Origin of the sequence: Solidesulfovibrio sp. DCME (genome assembly GCF_049995385.1) — a bacterium.
Lineage (GTDB): Bacteria > Desulfobacterota > Desulfovibrionia > Desulfovibrionales > Desulfovibrionaceae > Solidesulfovibrio.
The window spans coordinates 901,006-917,704 of sequence record NZ_CP188261.1 but is presented as its reverse complement, the minus strand read 5'-3'; the positions used below and the strand labels follow the sequence as shown (position 1 = coordinate 917,704).

The 16,699-nt window shown below is 71.1% G+C and carries 17 protein-coding genes and 1 pseudogene; 7 read left to right on the top strand and 11 right to left on the bottom strand.

The window, feature by feature from the left end; genetic code table 11:
• Nucleotides 1-7 precede the first annotated feature (7 nt).
• Genes mch through ACP59X_RS03840 form a run of 5 tightly spaced genes read left to right on the top strand, consistent with a single transcriptional unit; the run spans nucleotide 8 to nucleotide 4,608 of the window.
• Nucleotides 8-979, top strand: coding sequence for a methenyltetrahydromethanopterin cyclohydrolase (gene mch / locus ACP59X_RS03860; protein WP_428565248.1), 972 nt, complete (start codon nucleotides 8-10; stop codon nucleotides 977-979).
• Complete coding sequence (locus tag ACP59X_RS03855; RefSeq protein ID WP_428565246.1) at nucleotides 976-1,872, top strand: ATP-grasp domain-containing protein; 897 nt, start codon at nucleotides 976-978, stop codon at nucleotides 1,870-1,872. The genes mch and ACP59X_RS03855 overlap by 4 nt, the downstream gene beginning before the upstream one ends.
• Nucleotides 1,869-2,888: an ATP-grasp domain-containing protein gene (locus ACP59X_RS03850; RefSeq protein ID WP_428565244.1), complete on the top strand. Its 1,020-nt coding sequence runs from the start codon at nucleotides 1,869-1,871 to the stop codon at nucleotides 2,886-2,888. The genes ACP59X_RS03855 and ACP59X_RS03850 overlap by 4 nt, the downstream gene beginning before the upstream one ends.
• A complete protein-coding gene (locus tag ACP59X_RS03845) occupies nucleotides 2,885-3,940 on the top strand; it encodes a hydantoinase/oxoprolinase family protein (protein WP_428565242.1) in 1,056 nt (351 codons plus the stop codon). Before ACP59X_RS03850 ends, ACP59X_RS03845 begins: the two co-directional genes overlap by 4 nt.
• Nucleotides 3,940-4,608 carry an amino acid kinase family protein gene (locus ACP59X_RS03840; protein ID WP_428565240.1) on the top strand — a complete coding sequence of 223 codons (669 nt, stop codon included), beginning with the start codon at nucleotides 3,940-3,942 and terminating at the stop codon, nucleotides 4,606-4,608. The genes ACP59X_RS03845 and ACP59X_RS03840 overlap by 1 nt, the downstream gene beginning before the upstream one ends.
• A gap of 63 nt (nucleotides 4,609-4,671) precedes the next feature.
• Here the strand turns inward: ACP59X_RS03840 and ACP59X_RS03835 are convergent, their stop codons facing one another.
• Nucleotides 4,672-5,424 (bottom strand): (5-formylfuran-3-yl)methyl phosphate synthase, encoded by a 753-nt coding sequence (locus tag ACP59X_RS03835; protein ID WP_428565238.1) that lies wholly within the window; start codon nucleotides 5,422-5,424, stop codon nucleotides 4,672-4,674.
• Nucleotides 5,425-5,628: 204 nt separating this feature from the next.
• Here ACP59X_RS03835 and ACP59X_RS03830 point away from each other — a divergent pair, with 204 nt between their 5' ends.
• The gene (locus ACP59X_RS03830) at nucleotides 5,629-6,261 is read left to right on the top strand and encodes a DUF447 domain-containing protein (protein WP_428565236.1); all 633 of its coding nucleotides are present in this window, start codon (nucleotides 5,629-5,631) and stop codon (nucleotides 6,259-6,261) included.
• Nucleotides 6,262-6,264: 3 nt separating this feature from the next.
• On the opposite strand, the gene ACP59X_RS03825 is transcribed toward ACP59X_RS03830, so the two are convergent.
• The 10 genes and pseudogenes from ACP59X_RS03825 to ACP59X_RS03780 form a co-directional block, all read right to left on the bottom strand.
• Nucleotides 6,265-7,224, bottom strand: a complete 960-nt coding sequence (locus ACP59X_RS03825; RefSeq protein ID WP_428565234.1) for a beta-ribofuranosylaminobenzene 5'-phosphate synthase family protein — start codon at nucleotides 7,222-7,224, stop codon at nucleotides 6,265-6,267.
• A 140-nt stretch (nucleotides 7,225-7,364) separates the two neighbouring features.
• On the bottom strand, nucleotides 7,365-7,913 hold the full coding sequence (afpA, locus tag ACP59X_RS03820; protein WP_428565231.1) for an archaeoflavoprotein AfpA: 549 nt from the start codon (nucleotides 7,911-7,913) through the stop codon (nucleotides 7,365-7,367).
• On the bottom strand, nucleotides 7,910-8,701 hold the full coding sequence (locus ACP59X_RS03815) for a HisA/HisF-related TIM barrel protein (protein ID WP_428565229.1): 792 nt from the start codon (nucleotides 8,699-8,701) through the stop codon (nucleotides 7,910-7,912). Before ACP59X_RS03815 ends, afpA begins: the two co-directional genes overlap by 4 nt.
• A complete protein-coding gene (gene fdhD, locus ACP59X_RS03810; RefSeq protein ID WP_428565227.1) occupies nucleotides 8,698-9,480 on the bottom strand; it encodes a formate dehydrogenase accessory sulfurtransferase FdhD in 783 nt (260 codons plus the stop codon). The genes ACP59X_RS03815 and fdhD overlap by 4 nt, the downstream gene beginning before the upstream one ends.
• Nucleotides 9,462-10,325: a formylmethanofuran dehydrogenase subunit C gene (locus ACP59X_RS03805; RefSeq protein ID WP_428565225.1), complete on the bottom strand. Its 864-nt coding sequence runs from the start codon at nucleotides 10,323-10,325 to the stop codon at nucleotides 9,462-9,464. The genes fdhD and ACP59X_RS03805 overlap by 19 nt, the downstream gene beginning before the upstream one ends.
• A gap of 20 nt (nucleotides 10,326-10,345) precedes the next feature.
• Nucleotides 10,346-11,245, bottom strand: coding sequence for a formylmethanofuran--tetrahydromethanopterin N-formyltransferase (gene fhcD / locus ACP59X_RS03800; protein WP_428565223.1), 900 nt, complete (start codon nucleotides 11,243-11,245; stop codon nucleotides 10,346-10,348).
• Nucleotides 11,236-12,888 (bottom strand): formylmethanofuran dehydrogenase subunit A, encoded by a 1,653-nt coding sequence (locus ACP59X_RS03795; RefSeq protein ID WP_428565221.1) that lies wholly within the window; start codon nucleotides 12,886-12,888, stop codon nucleotides 11,236-11,238. Before ACP59X_RS03795 ends, fhcD begins: the two co-directional genes overlap by 10 nt.
• A gap of 93 nt (nucleotides 12,889-12,981) precedes the next feature.
• Nucleotides 12,982-13,377 carry a molybdopterin dinucleotide binding domain-containing protein gene (locus tag ACP59X_RS03790; protein ID WP_428565219.1) on the bottom strand — a complete coding sequence of 132 codons (396 nt, stop codon included), beginning with the start codon at nucleotides 13,375-13,377 and terminating at the stop codon, nucleotides 12,982-12,984.
• 52 nt (nucleotides 13,378-13,429) lie between these two features.
• Nucleotides 13,430-14,371, bottom strand: a pseudogene (locus ACP59X_RS03785) (formylmethanofuran dehydrogenase subunit B); the annotation flags it as partial.
• Between the two features lie 12 nt (nucleotides 14,372-14,383).
• On the bottom strand, nucleotides 14,384-14,722 hold the full coding sequence (locus tag ACP59X_RS03780; RefSeq protein WP_428565217.1) for a hypothetical protein: 339 nt from the start codon (nucleotides 14,720-14,722) through the stop codon (nucleotides 14,384-14,386).
• A 995-nt stretch (nucleotides 14,723-15,717) separates the two neighbouring features.
• On the opposite strand from ACP59X_RS03780, the gene ACP59X_RS03775 reads away from it, so the two are divergent.
• Entirely contained in the window at nucleotides 15,718-16,602 is an 885-nt protein-coding gene (locus ACP59X_RS03775; protein ID WP_428565215.1) for a triphosphoribosyl-dephospho-CoA synthase, read from the top strand.
• Nucleotides 16,603-16,699: the final 97 nt, after the last annotated feature.

Genomic DNA, 16,699 nt, shown 5'->3' with positions numbered 1-16,699 from the left:
GAATACCTTGTCCGCGATCACGCTCAATGAACGTTCCCTGCATCTCGTGCGGCGGCTTATCGCCGACCAGGCCGGCCTGGACGTGGCCGCCGCGACGCTGCCCGGCGGCACGGTGGTGATCGACGCCGGCATCGCCGTGCGCGGCTCCCTGGAAGCCGGCCGGCTCGTGGCCGAAATCTGCCTGGGGGGCCTGGGGCGGGTGGCCTTTTGCGACATCCACCTGGAAGGGCTCAGCCTGCCGGGCCTGCGCGTGGACGTCAGCCGGCCGGAACTGGCCTGCATGGCCTCGCAGTACGCCGGCTGGGCCGTTTCGCTCAAGAACCCGGCCGACGCCTCGCGCTTTTTCGCCATGGGCTCGGGGCCGGCCCGGGCCCTGTACCGGGGCGAGGCGATTTTCGGCGGCATCGCCCATACGGAAACCTCGGCCAACGCCGTCCTGGTCCTGGAAGGCCGCCAGCCTCCCACCGAGGCCGTGGCGGCCATGATCGCCAAGGCCTGCGGCGTGGCCTCATCCGAACTGTCCCTCGTCGTCGCCCCCACGGCCAGCCTGGTCGGCTCGGTCCAGATCGCGGCCCGGGTGGTGGAAACCGGCATGCACAAGCTCCATGAACTCGGTTTCCCCCTGGATGCCGTCATTTCCGGCTCCGGCACCTGCCCCGTGGCCCCGGTGGCCGCCGACGACCTCGCGGCCATCGGCCGCACCAACGACGCCGTGCTCTACGGCGGCGAGGCCTGGTATACCGTCAGTTGCGAGGACGCCGCCATCGAACGCGTCCTGGACCGGGTGCCGGCCTGCGCCTCAAGGGACTACGGCACCCTTTTCGCCGACCTGTTCGCCCGCTACGAGGGCAACTTCTACAAGATCGACCCCATGCTCTTCAGCCCGGCCCGGGTCTCCATCGCCAACGCCAAAACCGGCAGGCTCTTCCTCGCCGGCCAAACCGACCCCGAACTCCTGCGCCGGTCCTTCGGCCTATGAACGCCGTCATCCTCGGCAAACGGGGCGGCAAGCACGTGGCCCTGCTCCAGGCCGCCCTGGCCAAGCGGGGCATCGACGCGCCCTGCCATCCCATCACCCGCCTGCTCGCCCAGCCGGGCGGCACGCCGTCCCTGGCCAGCGTGGACAGTGACGGCGAGGCCCACCGCCTCGACGAAGCCGACGTGGTCTTCGTGCGGGCCTTGCCGGCCGGGTCCCTGGAACAGGTCGTCTTCCGGGTCAACGCCCTGCACCGCCTGGAGCGCGAAGGCCGGCGCATCGTCAACCCGCCCTTCGCCATCGAGCACTGCGCCTGCAAGTATTTCGCCCTAAGCCGCCTGGCCCGGGCCGGCCTGCCCGTCCCCCAAACCGTCGTCACCGAGCGTTTCGAGTTGGCCATGGCCGCCTTTGACGAACTCGGCGGCGACGTGGTGGTCAAGCCGCTTTTCGGCGCCGAGGGCCGGGGCCTGCTGCGCATCTGCGACCCCGACCTGGCTTACCGGACCTTCAAGGCCTTCGAGCAGTGCCACTACGTGTATTACCTGCAACGCTACATCCCCCACGGCCGGGAGGACTACAGGGTGTTCGTGGTCGGCGGCGAGGCCGTGGCGGCCATGCGCCGGGTGGGCAACGGCTGGAAGACCAACGTTTCCCTGGGCGCCACCCCCGAGGCCTGCCCCCTGGACCCGCTGCTGCGGGACCTGGCCGTGCGCGCGGCCCGGGCCTTCGAGGCCGACTACCTCGGCGTGGACATCCTGCCCCACGAGGACGGCGGCGTCTCGGTCATCGAGGTCAACGCCATCCCGGCCTGGACGGGGCTCAAACAGGCCACGGGCCTGGACGCGGCCGACTTGCTGGTGGACTTCGTCCTCGCCGGCCAGGGGCATCGGCGATGAACGCCCCGGGCACCATCCTTGTCCACGAGTACGTGACCGGCGGCGGCTGGCCAGGCAGGCCTGGCTCGCCGGGCCTGGCCGGCCTGGGGGCGACCATTCTGCGGGCGGTCCTGTCCGACATGCGCGCCCTTGGCCCGGCCCGGCTCATCACCACCACCGACGCCCGCCTTCCCCTGCCCGACCTGGAGGCGGACATTATCGTCCGCCTTACCCCCGACAGCCACGCCACCGGCTTCGCCGCCCTGGCCGCCGCAGCCGAGATGGTCCTGGTCGTGGCCCCGGAGGAGGGCGGCATCCTGGCGGGCTTGAGCCAAACGGCCCTGGCCGCCGGGGCGCGCCTGCTCGGCAGCCTGCCCCAGGGCGTGCGCGCCGCCGGGGACAAATGGGCCTGCCACCAGTTGTTGCGTAAGGCCGGCCTGCCCCTGCCCGAGGCCGTGCCGGCCGCGCCCGGCCAGGCGGGCCGGGCGGCCCGGGACTTAGGTTTTCCCCTGGTGGCCAAGCTCGTGGACGGCCAGGGCGGTGGCGGCGTCTGCCTGGCCCGGGACGCGGCCGAACTGGAGGCCGCCCTGGCCCTGCTCGGGGAAGACGTGCCGCTTGTCCTCGAACGCTACCACGACGGGACCCACGCCAGCGTCTCGGTCATGGCCGCCGCCAGCGGCGCGGTCCCCCTTTGCCTCAACGGCCAGGACATCCGGCCGGGCATTCCCTTCGCCTACCGGGGCGGGGTCACGCCCCTGGCCCATCCGGAGGCTGCGGCCGCCCTGTCGCTCGCCGTGGAAGCGGTGCGGGCCATCCCGGGCCTTCGCGGCTTCGTCGGCGTGGACATGGTCCTTGACGGCGAGGGCTGCCGCATCATCGAGGTCAACCCCCGGGTCACGGTGGCCTACGCCGGGGTGCGCCAGGTCCTCGCAACCAATCTGGCCCAAGTCATCCTCCAGGCCTGCCTGGACGACCGGCTGCCCGCCGGGTTGGAAACGCGAGGCCGGGTTGCTTTCGGCCCCAGGGAGGCCTCATGAAGGCCATGCGCCGCGTGGGCGGCTTCGACATCGGCGGGGCCAACGTCAAGGCCGTGCGCCTGGATCGCCTGGCCGGGGAGGCCGAAACCTGGCGGGCCGTGTCCCTGCCCTTCGAGGTCTGGCGCCATCCGGACCGGCTGGAAGACGTTCTGGCCGAGGCCGGGCAGCGCTTGCACCTCGACGCCGCCGACGCTCTGGCCCTGACCATGACCGCCGAGCTGGCCGACGCGTTTCGCACCAAGCGCGAGGGCGTGACCTGCGTGTGCCGGGCCGTGGCCCGGGTGTTTCCGGAGGTGTCCGTGCGGGCCCTGTCCGTGCCCGGCCGGGACTGGCTTCCCCTGGAGCGGGCCTTCGAGGCGCCGCTGGATTTCGCGGCCAACAACTGGCTGGCCTCGGCCCTCCATGTCGCCGCCCGCCACGACGACGCCCTCTTCGTGGACATCGGCAGCACCACCACGGACATCATCCCCATCCGGGGCGGCCGGGTGGCCGCCAGGGGGCTGACGGACACCCAGCGGCTGACCCACGGCGAGCTCGTCTACACCGGCATCCTGCGCACCAACCCCAACACCCTTGCCGCCACCGTGCCCGTGGGCGGCCTGCCCTGCCGCACGGCGGCGGAACACTTCGCCACCATGGCCGACGTCCATCTGCTGCTCGGCCACATCACCGCCGCCGACTACACCAGCCCCACGGCCGACGGCCGGGGCACGAGCCCGGCCGAAGCGGCCGAACGCCTGGCCCGGCTGGCCTGCGCCGACGTGGAAACCCTGGCGCCAGCGGCTCTTCAAGAGATGGCCGCCTATCTCTTCGAACGGCAGTTGGCGGCCATCGGCGAAGCGCTGCTACAGGTGCTTTCCACCCGGGAGACGCCACAGCGGCCGCCGCTTCTGGCCGCCGGGTCCGGCGCCTTCCTGGTGCGGGAGCTGGGGCGGCGGCTGGGCCTGGCCGTCCTCGACCCGCTGACGCCGCCCGACCCGGCGGCCCTGGCCGTGCTGCCGGCCCTGGCCGCCGCTTCGCTGCTGGCCGACCGGCTGGAAAGGGAGGCCTGATGCTTCAAGCCGTGCTCAAGATCGGCGGCAGCCTGGCCCGGGACGCGGCCTTGCCGGAACTGTGCCGGGAGCTTTCCGTGTGCGGGCTCAAACACCCCGTGCTCGTGGTGCCCGGCGGCGGGCTTTTCGCCGATGCCGTGCGGGACTGCCACCGCCGGTTTCCGCTCGGTGAAAGCGCCGCCCACTGGATGGCGATCCTCGGCATGGACCAGTTCGGCCTGCTTCTGGCCGACCTGACCCCCGGGGCCAGGACCGTGACCGACCCGGACGCGGCCGCGGCTACGGCCAAGGAAGGCCACGTGCCCATCCTGTTGCCGAGTGCCTGGCTTCGCCGCCTCGATCCCCTGCCCCATTCCTGGGACGTCACCTCGGATTCCATCGCCGCCTGGACCGCCGCCAGCTTGCGGGCCTCCACGGTGGTGCTGGTCAAGGACCGGGACGGCCTCTACGGCGACGACCCGCGCCGCGACGCCTGGGCCAGTCACCGGCCGGTCATGGGCCTGGACGAACTGCCCGCCTGCCGGGGCGTGGATAGCCATCTGCCCAAGGTCCTGGCGCAGTACGGCCTGGAGTGCTGGGTCATAAACGGCAAGCGGCCCGAACGCCTGGCCGCCCTGCTGGCCACGGGGCACACCGAAGGCACACGGGTGCCGCCCCTGGCCTGCTAGATTCGCGCCCTCGAACGGGACGCGGGGTTGGCCATGAACAATACACTAAAATAATTAGTACTTTTAAGGGGCGCCACACGGGGCCGCCCGGGCCACGGGCGCGCCCGCGCCGGTGAGGGCCTCGCGCAGCCCTGCCACGGCCCGGGCCGAAACCCGGCCGTTGGTGCGGTCCCCGGCGCACACGGCCGAACGCACGCCAACGATGTCCGGGGCGAGCTCGCACAGTCGCGGCGCGTGGGCCAGGCGCAGGCTCCCGGCCAGGGCGCTTTCCAGGCCAAGCGACCGGCACTGCCGGACGAATGCCGTCAGGCCCGCCACATCGAGGAAATCGAACAGGCAGCGCCCGTCCTTGGCCAGGGTGTCGAGCATGCAGCCATGAGCCCCGGCCCGGGCGGCCAGGGCCGGCAGGGCTTCGGGCTCCACGGCCCCGAAGGCCCGGGCGTCGGCGTAGCCCGCCGCGATGACCCGGGTGCGCGGATGGCTTTCGCGAACGGCTAGGCTCACGGCCGCCAGCAACCGCTCGGCCTGGGCGGCGTCCCGGGGGCCGAAAAGGCCCACCTTGACGTACTGCACGCCGCAGCCGGCCGCGCCGAGGGCAGCCAGGGCCATGGTGCCGGGCAGCATGGGCGCGTCGCCGATGGCAACGCTGACCGGCACGGCGGCGGGCGTCAGGGCGCGGATGCGGCCGATGCGCCCGGGTTCGGCCGCGCCGAGGCCGCCTTCGGCCGGGTTTTTCACGTCCACGATGTCCGCCCCGCCGGAAACGGCGGGGGCGACTTCCTCCTCGCGCGCCACACTCACCAAAAGCCGCATCATCCCGCTCCTTGCCCTGCCCGTGGCCCAGGGCCGCCATCGCCCAGGGACGTCACGCAGCGCTGCCCGTGTCCCAAGCCGCCATCACCCATGGGCGTCACAGAACGTGCCCCACGCCCAGGCCGCCATCGCCCCGGGGCGTCACGGAAGGCTGCCCGCGCCCCCCGGGCCGTTGCCCGCCGGGCTCCTTTCCCCTACACTGGCCCCATGCCCATTCCCCCGGAACTTGGCCTGCGCCGCGGCTGGATCTACGAGGTCGCGGCCACGACCCTGGGCCGTGACGGCCCCCATGCCGCGCCCATCGGCGTGTCGACGCCCGACGGGGTCGTCCTTCGGGCCGAACTCTACAAGGGTTCGGCCACCCTGGCCAACATCCTGGAAAACGGCCTCCTGGGGCTCAATTTCCCGCCCGGCCCGGCCCTGCTCCAAACGGCCCTGCACCACCGGGACCGGCTGCGTTTCGCCGCCCTCGCGCCCGAACCACCGGCCGCCGCCCTCGCGCCCGAACCACCGGCCACGCCTCGGGGCGTCCCGTTCCTCGAAGGCGCCGACGCCTGGCTGGAATTGCGCGGCCTGCGGACCGAGGACGCCGGCCGGACCGTGCGGCTGGAGGCCTCGCCCGGGCGTTTGCGGGCCTTTGGGCCGGTGCGCCTGGTCAACCGGGCCGAGGGGCTGCTGCTGGAAAGCCTGGTGCTGTCCACACGCCTGCACCTTATGCCGCCCGGCCAGGGCCGGGAGAGGCTTAAGGAGAACGCCCGGGTCGTCACCAAGGTCGCACCGGGCTCCGAACTGGCGGCAGCCATGGGCGAGTTGCTGGCCGCCCTGGGCCTGTCTTCCTGACGCTCAGCCCGCCACGCGCACGTCGGCCCCGGCATTGCGGGCCGCGGCCACGAAGACCCGGCCGGGCAGGCCCATGGCCGCCAGCCGCGCCCGGGCGGCCGACACCACGCCGGCCTCGGTGGCGTCGTCGACCAGGGCGTACAGGCACGGCCCCCAGGAACTCTGGCCCACGCCGTAGGCCCCGGCCGCAAGCAGCGCCTCGATGATCTCGCCGCCCGTGTCGCGGTAGACGCCGCCCTGGGCCTGCTTGAAAAAAAGCCCGGTCTGCCGGTCGAGGTCGCTGACGGCCCGGCCGAAGGCGGCGATATTCTCCTCGATCAGCGCCGGCAGCAGGCGCAGCAGCACGATGCGGCAGACGGCGTCGGCGATGTCCGCCGTTTCGCCGAGGCTGCCGAAGGCCTCCCGTTCGGCCTGGCCGGACAGCCCGGGCCCGGCCTCGGGCACAACCAGCACGAAACGCCAGCCGGCCGGGAAATCGCGCCGCAAGACCACGGCCGAGGGCCGCACCGGCTCTTCGGGCGAGCGCCGCAGGTGACCGGCCTCCATGATGCAGCCGCCGGCCTCGAAGCTGGCCACGCCGATGCCCGAGCGCATACCCCGGCCGAGGGTGGCGGCCAATTCCCGGGGGGCCATGGGCTTACCGCACAAAAGCGTCAGGGCCGTACCCACGGCCAGCGCCCATTGCGTGCCCGAACCCAGACCCGAGTGTTCGGCAATGGCCTCCTCCACCCGCAGCCGGGCCGGCCAGGTCCGGCCCAGGGCGGTGCCCAGCCGTTCGGCCCAGCGCGCCACCTTGTCGGCCTGCTCGCCTTCGACGGAGAACACCCTGGCCGGCTCGGCCACGATGCGAATCCGGGGCGTGTCCAACCCCACCCCGAGACTGCCGTGGACCCAACCCAAGGACGCGTCCACGTTGAGAAACCCCAGATGCAACCTGGCATAGGCCGTGACCGTCACACGCATGCGCTTTCTCCTGCGTCTTCGCGGCGGGTCCCCTCTCCCGTCCCGCCGCGTTGCCTGCCCCGTGCGAGGCACCTGACAGCGTAGAGTGACATTGTTTACGACTCAAACCAAGAGACACGGGCGGCCCCTGGCCAGTGGCCTCAGGCGCGCTTGCGGTGCCTGGCCACCACGCCCGGGATGTCCTCGGGCCGTTCCAGGACGGTCAGGCCGTCCATGCGCCGGATGGCCTCCACGTTTTCGATGTCCACGGGCCGGATGCGCAGCGTCAGGGGCGAGCCGTCGGGCAACGTGGTGGTCGTCGTGCCCGGCCGCTGGTCCACGGGCAGCAGGTAGGCCGGGATATCCGTCTTGTTGATCTGGGCCACGGCGTTGGACACCAGGGAATCGGCGATGCCGTGGGCGATCTTGGCCGCCGTGTTGGCCGTCACCGGCGCGACCAGCAGGAAGTCGTAGTGCCCGGTCTGGAGCGGCCCGACGACAAACGGCGCGTTGGAGTCCTTTTCCACGAGCAGCTTGTGCGCCAGCGCCTCCAGCCGGTCCTTGAGCTTGTACCATTTGACCACCTGTTCGGCGGCCCGGGACAGCACGACCGTGATCTCCAGGCCGCCCTGCCCGGCCACTTCTTCCATGACCGCGACGATCTCGGGCATGAGGTCCCCAGCCCCGGTCAACGCCCAGACAAACTTCATGCCGTCCCTCCTTCGGGCCAACGCATGGCCTCTTTTTCCAGTGCCGCCACATCGGCGGCCGTGATCCAGCCCCGGTGCAGGGCCGTGCCGACGAGCATCCCGCCCAGCCCCATGGCGGCCGCCCGGCGCAGGTCGGCCATATCCCGCACGCCGCCGCCGCCGAAGACCGCCACCCCGGGCAGCAGCCGCCGAGCCTGCTCGAGCACCGCCCAGTCCGGGCCACCGCCCGTGCCCACGCCGTCGAGGGTCAGCACGATGCAGCGGTCACAGCCGCAGCCGGCCAGTTTTTCCAATCCGGCCAGGGGCGGCAACCCGGCCAGTTCCGGCGCCCGGGACAGGACCGCCCCGCCGCGCAGGTCAAGGCTCGGCACCAGGCGCTCCCGGCCCACGGCCTCGATGATCCCGGCCAGGGCATCGAGGCCGGCCAGGCATTCCGTGCCGAGGACGGCCGCACCGGCCCCGCAGGCGAGGATCGCCCGCACCCCGGCGACGTCGGCCGCCCCGGCGTCCAGCCAGACCTGGCAGCCAAGCCTTTCGGACAGGGCGGCCACGGTGGCCGCGTTGTCGCCGCGCCCCATGATGGCGTCCAGATCGGCCACATAGAGGGCCTCGGCCCGGGTCAGCCCCACCAGCGCCTCGGCCACGGCCAGGGGCGCGGCACTTGTGACGAGCTGGCTGCGCACAGGCTGGTAGCGCTCGCGCTCCCCGCGCACGGCCCCGACCACCTGCCCGCCCAGGATGTCCAGGACGGGCACCAGGCGCGGCCGGGCGGGCGCCGAAACGGTCACGGGAACACCCGATGGGCGTGGGTGTAGACGCTGCACCGCCCGCCCCTGGCGAAGGCGACCACGGTCATGCCCAGTTCGTGGGCCATGTCCAGGGCGAGGCTGGTCGGCGCCGAGCGGGCGATGACCACCGGAATGCCCATCCGGCCGAGCTTGGCCACGACCTCCGAGGTCACCCGGCCGGAAAACGACAGCACCAGGTCGTCCGTGGCCATGCCCTCGGCCAGGCACTGGCCGTAGAGCTTGTCGAGGACATTGTGCCGGCCGATGTCCTGATGGAAGCAGAACTCCCGGCCGTGGTCGAACAGCAGGCCGCCGTGCACGCCGCCGGTGAGGCGGTAGGCCACGGACAGGTCTTCCAGGGCCCGGGCAAAGCGCCGGATCTCGTCGCGGGTCAGGCGCACCCGGCTGTCGATGCGGCGCGACAGCCAGCACAGGCCGCGCCCGGGGGAACCGGCGGCAGCGTCCGGTCTGGCCTGGCTTGTCTCGACCCAGGCCAGGCCCAGGGAGGTGTCGATATCCAGGCGGCTGACCTCGCCGGCCGTGGCGATCAGCCCTTCGCTGGCCAGATGGCCGAGCACCAGGTAGCGTTCCTGGCCGGGCGAGCACTGCAAGGTCGCATAGGGCTCGCCGTGGCAGACGACCGTCAGGGAGTACTCCTCGGCGACCAGGTCCTCGCCGGCAAACACTCGTGGCCCGCTCACCTTCCTGACCGGCCTCGGGACGATCCCGCCCAGGCCGCCGGTCACGCCCAGGCCCGACATCAGTTCGCGCTGCGACATACCAGTATCTCCCCTCTTCCTCCCTCGTTGATGTCGCCGCCGTAGCTTTCGAACACGGCTTGCGGGCCGACACCCGGGAAGTCCAGGCCCGCCCCGGTCAGGGAGGCGTGCAAAATGGGCCAAAAGCCCGGACAATAGGCACAATTGTAGCGAAACGTCGGCATGATCGCCTCCGGCGGCGCCAGCAGGACCACCGTGCCCCGCACCATGTTCGCCCCGGCCCGCACCGATGCGGTGCCGCCGATGACCACGGTGCCGGCCCGCATGCCGTAGCCGGCCAGATCGCCGCAGTTGCCGCCAACGGCCACCAGCCCCCGCCGCAGGCGCGCGCCGGCCATGTGCCCGGCGTTGCCGTGGATGCAGATCGCACCGCCGGTCATGCCGAAAACGTAGCCGCGATAGGCCGCGCCCACGTAGTGGCCGGCCGAGCCCCGCACGGTGATGCGCCCGCCGCTCATATGGGCGCCCAGGTAGTCGCCGGCCTCGCCGTTTATGGTCAGGCTGCCGCCGGCCATGAAGGCGCCGGCATGGAAGCCCACCGGGCCGTCGGCCACGACATGGCCGGCGGCCATCCGCTCGCCGATATGCTTAAACCGGGACAGGTCGCCGCGAAGTTGCAGCGTCACCGCCTCCCCGGGTTGCGTGGCCTGCCCGTCGCCCGGGCCGTCCGCAAGGACCGCGACATCGAAGAAGTCGGCCACGGTGGCCGGCCGGTTGCCCAAAAGCAGCGGCAAGGCCTCGATGCCGGCCTGGCCCTTGCCGGCGACGTTTTCCGGTATCAGGGCCTGCGCCTCCACCGGCAGGTCCGGGGGGGTGCGCAGGGTCAGTTGCACGTGTGTATGCATGGCATGGCTCCTTGGGGCGCTCAGCCGAGCAGCCGGCACAGGTGGAAATGGTGCTTGCCGAGCTTGCCGCCGTAGTTGCCGGCCGTAATCTCCACCACGCCGTCGCGGCAGGCGGCCAGCACGCCGAGCCGGGTGGCTGCGGCCACGACCTCGGGGGTCAGGCCGTCGATGACGATTTCGAGCACGGCATTGACGCCGCGCGGCAGCACCGTGCCGGGCACCCGGCCCCGGATGGTCGGGCAGAAGGCGATGTTGGTCGAGGCGGGCAAGAAGGCGTAGCGCGAGCCGACCTGGCTGCCGCTGCGCACGATGCCGCCCGGGAAGGGCAGGATCACGCCGCGCAGGGTGGCGATGGCCTCCACGGCCGCTTCGGCCGCCTCCAGGGCGGCCGCGTCCGAGGTGGCCAGGATCATGAAGTTGCCGCCGCCGACACCCTTGGCCGTGGCAAAGGATTCGTCGATGACGAACTCGCCCTCCATGACCGGAATGCGCCAGAAGCGCCGCCCGTCGATGACCTTGCTCGCCTGGAAGCCGTCGCCGAAGTAGCGGATCTTGCCGCCGATGGGCAGGCTCGCCGGCTCCTGGTCGCGGCATTCCGGCAGGCCGCCGTCGAAGCAGGCCGAGGTGGGCGCGGTCATGATGGCCTGGCCGATGCGCTTGAGGAGCTGCTTTTCCAGGGCGTCGCGCGACATGCCGAAAAAGAGGCAATCGAGGCCGGGCCGGCCGTCGGGTGTAACCGGCGAGGGACCCTCGATGCCGGCCTCGATGCCGCAGCCGATGACCGAAGTGGCGAACCCGGTGGCGGCCAGGGCGGCCTGGCGGGCCCAGCGGTCGTTTACGGCCGTGACCCGCACCCGGGCGCCGTGCATGGGGAAGGCCTCGGCGAAGGTGTCCACGATTTCCACGCCGTTTATCCGCATGGCACCACCTCCGGCCGGCGGAGGTACTCGTCCTCCACCATGTAGTTGGCCAGCTTCACGGTGTAGCAGCCGGCGAAGGTCTCGGCCAGATCACCAGGCAGCTCCCGGTAGCCCTCCGGGGCCACGCACAGGGTGCGGCCGGCGCGCTCGGCCACGACCTGGCCGTCGCGCACCACCAGCTCCCCCTGCTTGAGCACGAAGCGCGGCCGGGAAAACATGGCCGCCTTGTCGGGCAGGATCGGGTAGACGGCCACGTCGGCGTCGGCGCCGACGCCCAGGTGCCCCTTGGACGCCAGGCCCAGCCGGCGGGCCGTGCCGGCCCGGGTGATGACGGCGATCTCGTCCAGGCTGTATTCCCGGTCGAGGTCGAACAGGACGGTGCGGCTGCGGACCTTGGGATGGAGCTTCTCCAGCCAGGAGCGCCGGTAGTCGGCGTCCATGAGCAGGCGGATGATCCCGGGATAGGCCGTGAACGGCCCGGCATTGGGATGGTCGGTGGTCAGGAAGACCTGCCAGGGGTTTTTGATCAAAAGCAGCAGTTCCAGGCCCACGGCCCACTGGATGGCGTTGACCAGCACCTTGGGCGCGTAACGCACCGGCACGAGCCCCGAGCCGCCCTCCATCTCGATGTCGCAGTTGCCCCACTTGGCCCCGCGCATCTTGTGGAGCTTGAACTCCATGGGCGCGTCCGAGGTCATGGTCAGCGTATCGCCGAAGACGATCTGGCCCACGTCGCAGGTAAACTCCGGGTGGGTGTCGAGGTATGCGGCCAGCCGGGCCGCGCCGGAGGTAAATCCGCCTTTTTTCGTGCGCCCGTAGGCGTGGTACTGGAGATGGGTGAAGTGGGTCCGATGGCCGGAGAGCGTCTCCATGGTGGCCAGCGTCGTGTCCACGTTGCCCGGGTCGCCCAGGTGGTTGCAGTGCAGGTGCATGGGATGGGGCAGCTGCAAGCTGTCCACGGCCGTGGCCAGGCCGGTTACGATCTGGCGCGGCGTGACGCCGAAGGGGGGGGTGGGCGTGTCCAGGTCGGCCGCGCCGGCGTTCCATTTCCAGTCCTCCACCCCGCCGGGGTTGACCACCTTGACGGCAAAGGCCCGGCTGGCCCGCAACAGCCACGGCACCAGGGCGCGCAGCCGCTCGGTGCGCCGAGCCGCATCGGGGTCGCTTAAGACCTTCATGATCAGGTAGTTGTTGCCCATGACCGCGAAGCAGCCCGTGTCGAGCATGGGGATGTCCATGAGCTCCTCGTGGGCGTGGCGGGCCTCGATGGGCGGCACGGCGGCCTCGAACACGGTGGTGTAGCCGAGCTGGGAATAGAGGTAGCCGGTCTCGTAGGTCGAGGGCACAATCAGCCCGCAGCCGGGCCGGGTGACGTCGGTCGCCGCCCGGACGTGACCGTAGTGGTCCTCGGGGCACATGATGCGGCCGCTGTTGACCTTGGCCCCGGCGATGTGGCTGTGGATTTCCACGCCGCCCGGCAGCACGGCGCAGCCGGCCGCGTCGAGGGTTTCCATGTCCCGGGCCTCGGCCGGCTCGATGCCCTCCTCGGACACGATCCGGCCGTCGTCGATATAGAGGTCGCGGACCTCGCCGACGACGCCGTGCAAGGGGTCGTGGACGCGTCCGTTTATGATGCGCAACATGGCGATTGCCTCCTTGTCGATCCCGGGGACCGGCGCCTGCGGGGGAAGGGGGAGCCGGGCGGGCCTGGGCGGCGGCGCCCGGCCCGAGGCGGGTCAGGATACGCCGGCATGGCCGTCTCCTCCCGCCTGTTCCCCGGCGTCGTCCCCTGGTGCCTTGGGCGAAACGGTCACCTCCAGGTATTTCCACTGGGGCACGCCGGTGCCGTTGGTGACCGCGGCGCTGAAAAGCCGGTTGGCCACTTCGCCAAGGGGCAGGAAGAACAGCCCGCGCGGCCCTTCGGCAGCCCGGCAGGTGACCACGGCGCGGCCGTGGGCACTGGCGAGCACCGCCTGCCCGCCCTCTTCCAGGCCCAGGTCGGCCAGGTCGTCCGGGTTCAGGCGCAAGGTGGCGATCTCGGCTAAGTATTTGACGTTGGTCTTGCCGCTTTCCATCTCGGCGCCCTGCTTGGCGGTGCGGACGGTGACCAGCGCTCCGGTTATGTGCGACACGGCTGTCTCCTCCATGACGGATCCCATGGGCCAGGCAGGAGGGCCGGCGTGTTCAAGCCCGCATGGCATGGTCGATCCTCTCTTTAATCGCCGCCAGGACTTCCTCGTCCGACGGGTACGGCGATTCGATCAACTTGCGCACCCGCAGCGGCACGTTGTCCATGCGGTAGAAGGTGCCGGCCGCGGCCACGCCCGACGGCGCCACGGGGATGACCACCGTGGCCCAGGGCGTGGTCCCGTTTTTGTGGGGGTCGATGGCCACCGTGGGGATGGACTTCAGGTAGCGGACGGCGTCGGCCGGCAGATGGGCCCCGGGGTCCGTGGCCACGATGAGCGCGGCATCGGGTTCGCCGCGGGCCAGCATGGGCAGGACGCTGAACTCGCCGGGGTTGAACCGGGCATAGCCGTGGCTGAAGTTGACGGCCAAGGGGTAGCCGGTGAGCCAGGTCATGACCTGGTTGCTGCCGTTGACGTTGCCGTGGCCGCGCATGGCCACGCCGTAGAAGCGGGTATGGACGTTGGCGTCCTGGACGAGCAGCCCCACCTGCTCGACGTTGATGTCGCTGCCCCGGCACTGGGTCACGCCCAGGCCGAAGAAGAGCACGCCGTAGCGGCAGCCCTTGATGGCTTCCACCACTTGCCGCCAGGAGGCAAGGGGCACGCCGGCCACCTCGGCCACGGCCTCCTCCTCCAGGCGCTCGCCCCGCAGCAGGGCGCGCAACACCGAGGCGATCTCGAAGGTGTTGCCGGGCTTGACTTGCAAAAACAGGTCCGCGCCCTTGGTGGTGGGCGTGGGCCGGATGTCGATGGACACCACCTTGCGTCCCTTGCGGCCCTCGGGCGTGAAAAGCCCCTTGGCCAGGGAGGAATAGCGGCTTAAATGCCGCATGTGCGATTCGACCGGATTGCAGCCCCAGAAAATGATGAGGTCCGCCCTGTTGCGGGCCTCTCCCAACGTGCATGTTGCCAGCCCGACCTGCTGGCGGGCGAGAACGCCCGGGCCGTGTCAGTAGGAGGAGGGGTTGTCGATGGTCCCCTTTGTTTTTTCGGCGATGGCCACCAGTTCCCGCTGGGCTTCGGAGGTGGTGCTGCTTAAACCGTAGATGAGCGGATAGCGGGCCCGGGACAGGATGCGGGCCGCCTCGTCGATGGCCTCCCCGATGGGCACCTCGCGGCCGGCGATGCTCGGCGGCGGGGAATCGGGGTGGCTGTCGTGGAACAGCTTGTTCTTGCCGATGGCGCAGGCTTTCTTGACGCCCACCACGGCGTTATTTTCGACTTCGACTTCCAGGTCGTCACAGAGGCAGCCGCAAAAGGTACACACGACGTCCTGATGTATTTGCATGCCGATTCTCCTTGGAGCGTGCGCTGTTGGATGCATGTCCGGCGCCCTGCCCCGGGCGGGCGATTCGCCTTGGCCGGGAGTTGGGGCGGCGCGGCCGGTTCCCTGGCCGGCGGCGCGGGAGGATTGCGGCACCCTCTCCGGTGCGCGCGGGGAACAGCCGGCCAGCGGGGGATACCCCGCCAGCCACGACTGGCCCGCGCAACCGGACGGATGGGCCGCAAGGCCGGCCGTCGGCACGGTTGGGGCGGCGAAGTCCGAGCGCTGAGCCCGGCCGGGGAGCGGCCGCGGCGGCCTCAATGCCGCCGGCTCTCTCCCGGGCGGGCCGGTGGCCTAGACCCCGCCGGCACCATGCTTGGCGCGCGATCCGGGAGGCCTGGCTGACGGCAGGCGCAACGGGCCGCTTCCCCCAGGCGATACCGGGGCACGGGCGGCGATGGCCGTCTGGCGGCAGCCAAGGGGGATGGCGGCATGGCGGCGGCAAAAGAGCGGCTTGGTCACAGCGGCACAGCAAGAACGGTCGAGCCCGCCGGAACCGGACGCGCCCAAAAGGGCGATCCGTCGGCCGGCCGGCCGTCGTCGGGGAGTCAACAGGTTGTCGCGGTCTGTCGGGTGGCGTGGCGTTTGTGCAGTGGGGTGTCGGCGACCGCGTCGAGCATCTTCATTGTACAATGTCATGGCTTTCTCCTGCGTGATGGCTTTTGGGCGAATGGCTCCCAAACGCGAATCAATTCACGGGAAACATTGTATGAAGTATGTCGACTCCCTCCACTGACGGGACATTGGTGGTACCTTCCCTCGCGACTGTCCCTCTAAACGGTGGTGTTTATAATGATCGCGAGGGGGAAAGGGCGTACCTTGGACACGTATCGGCTTGGCGGGCGTCTCCTTGCGGGCCGCCGGGCGGCCCCGCTTGACGGGCACGATTTTGTGTGCAACCGTAATGCACTCCAGCTTAAACGGCAAGCTTTTTTATCGTTTTTTAGGGGAGTGCCACGGTGGCGAACAGACGCGAGTGGATCGGCCAGGCGGCGCAGCTGGCCTGCATCTTCGAGGTTTTGGCCGAAAAACCCGGCAACGTGACCCGGTCCAAGGACTGCGCCCGGCTGACCCTGGAGCAGTTCCTGGTCAGCGCCGCCGCCGTGGGGCCGGCCTTTGCCGCCGGTGACGGCGCCCGGGTCGGCGACATCATCGCGCGCGCCGCGGGCGACACCAAGCGCCTGGCCGGCGTGAACACCAACATCGGCATCGTGCTGCTGCTCGCCCCCCTGATCCGGGCGGCGGCCAGGCCGCACGCCCAGGGGCTGCGCGCGGCCCTGGGCGAGGTGCTGCGCGACCTCGACGTGCGCGACGCGCAGCTCGCCTTCCGGGCCATCGTCGCGGCCGCGCCCCAGGGCCTGGACGAAGTCGCGCAGGGCGACGTGCGCACCACGCCCATCGACTACACCCTGCGCGCGGCCATGGCCATGGCCCGCGACCGCGACAGCCTGGCCAGCGAATACGTCACGGATTTCGCCATCGTCTTCGAGGTCGGGCTGCCCTGCCTCACGGGGCTGTGGGCCTCGGGCAGCCGCTTCTCCGAGGCCGTGGTCCAGACCTTCCTGACCATCCTGGCCACGGTCCCGGACACGGACATCGCCCGCAAGCTCGACCGGGCAGCGGCCGAGGGCGTTTCGCGCCAGGCGGCCGCTGCCCTGGCCCTGGGCGGGGTTTTCACCGAGGACGGGCGCCAGGCCGTGGCCCGGTTCGACACGGCCCTGCGCGACGCCGACCGCCGCTACAACCCCGGCACCACGGCCGACCTCATCGCCGCCGTGCTGTTCGCCTTTCTCCTCACCGAGGCCGCGCCGGAGATGGTCCCGGAACTGCTGGCCCGCTGGTAGCCGGAAGGCGGCGCCGCCCGCGGCCTTGCGCGCCCCGTGCCCCTCGGGTCGCCTCCTCGAAAGGAACGGTTCCGCCTCGCCCGCAACCAGGCCGGCC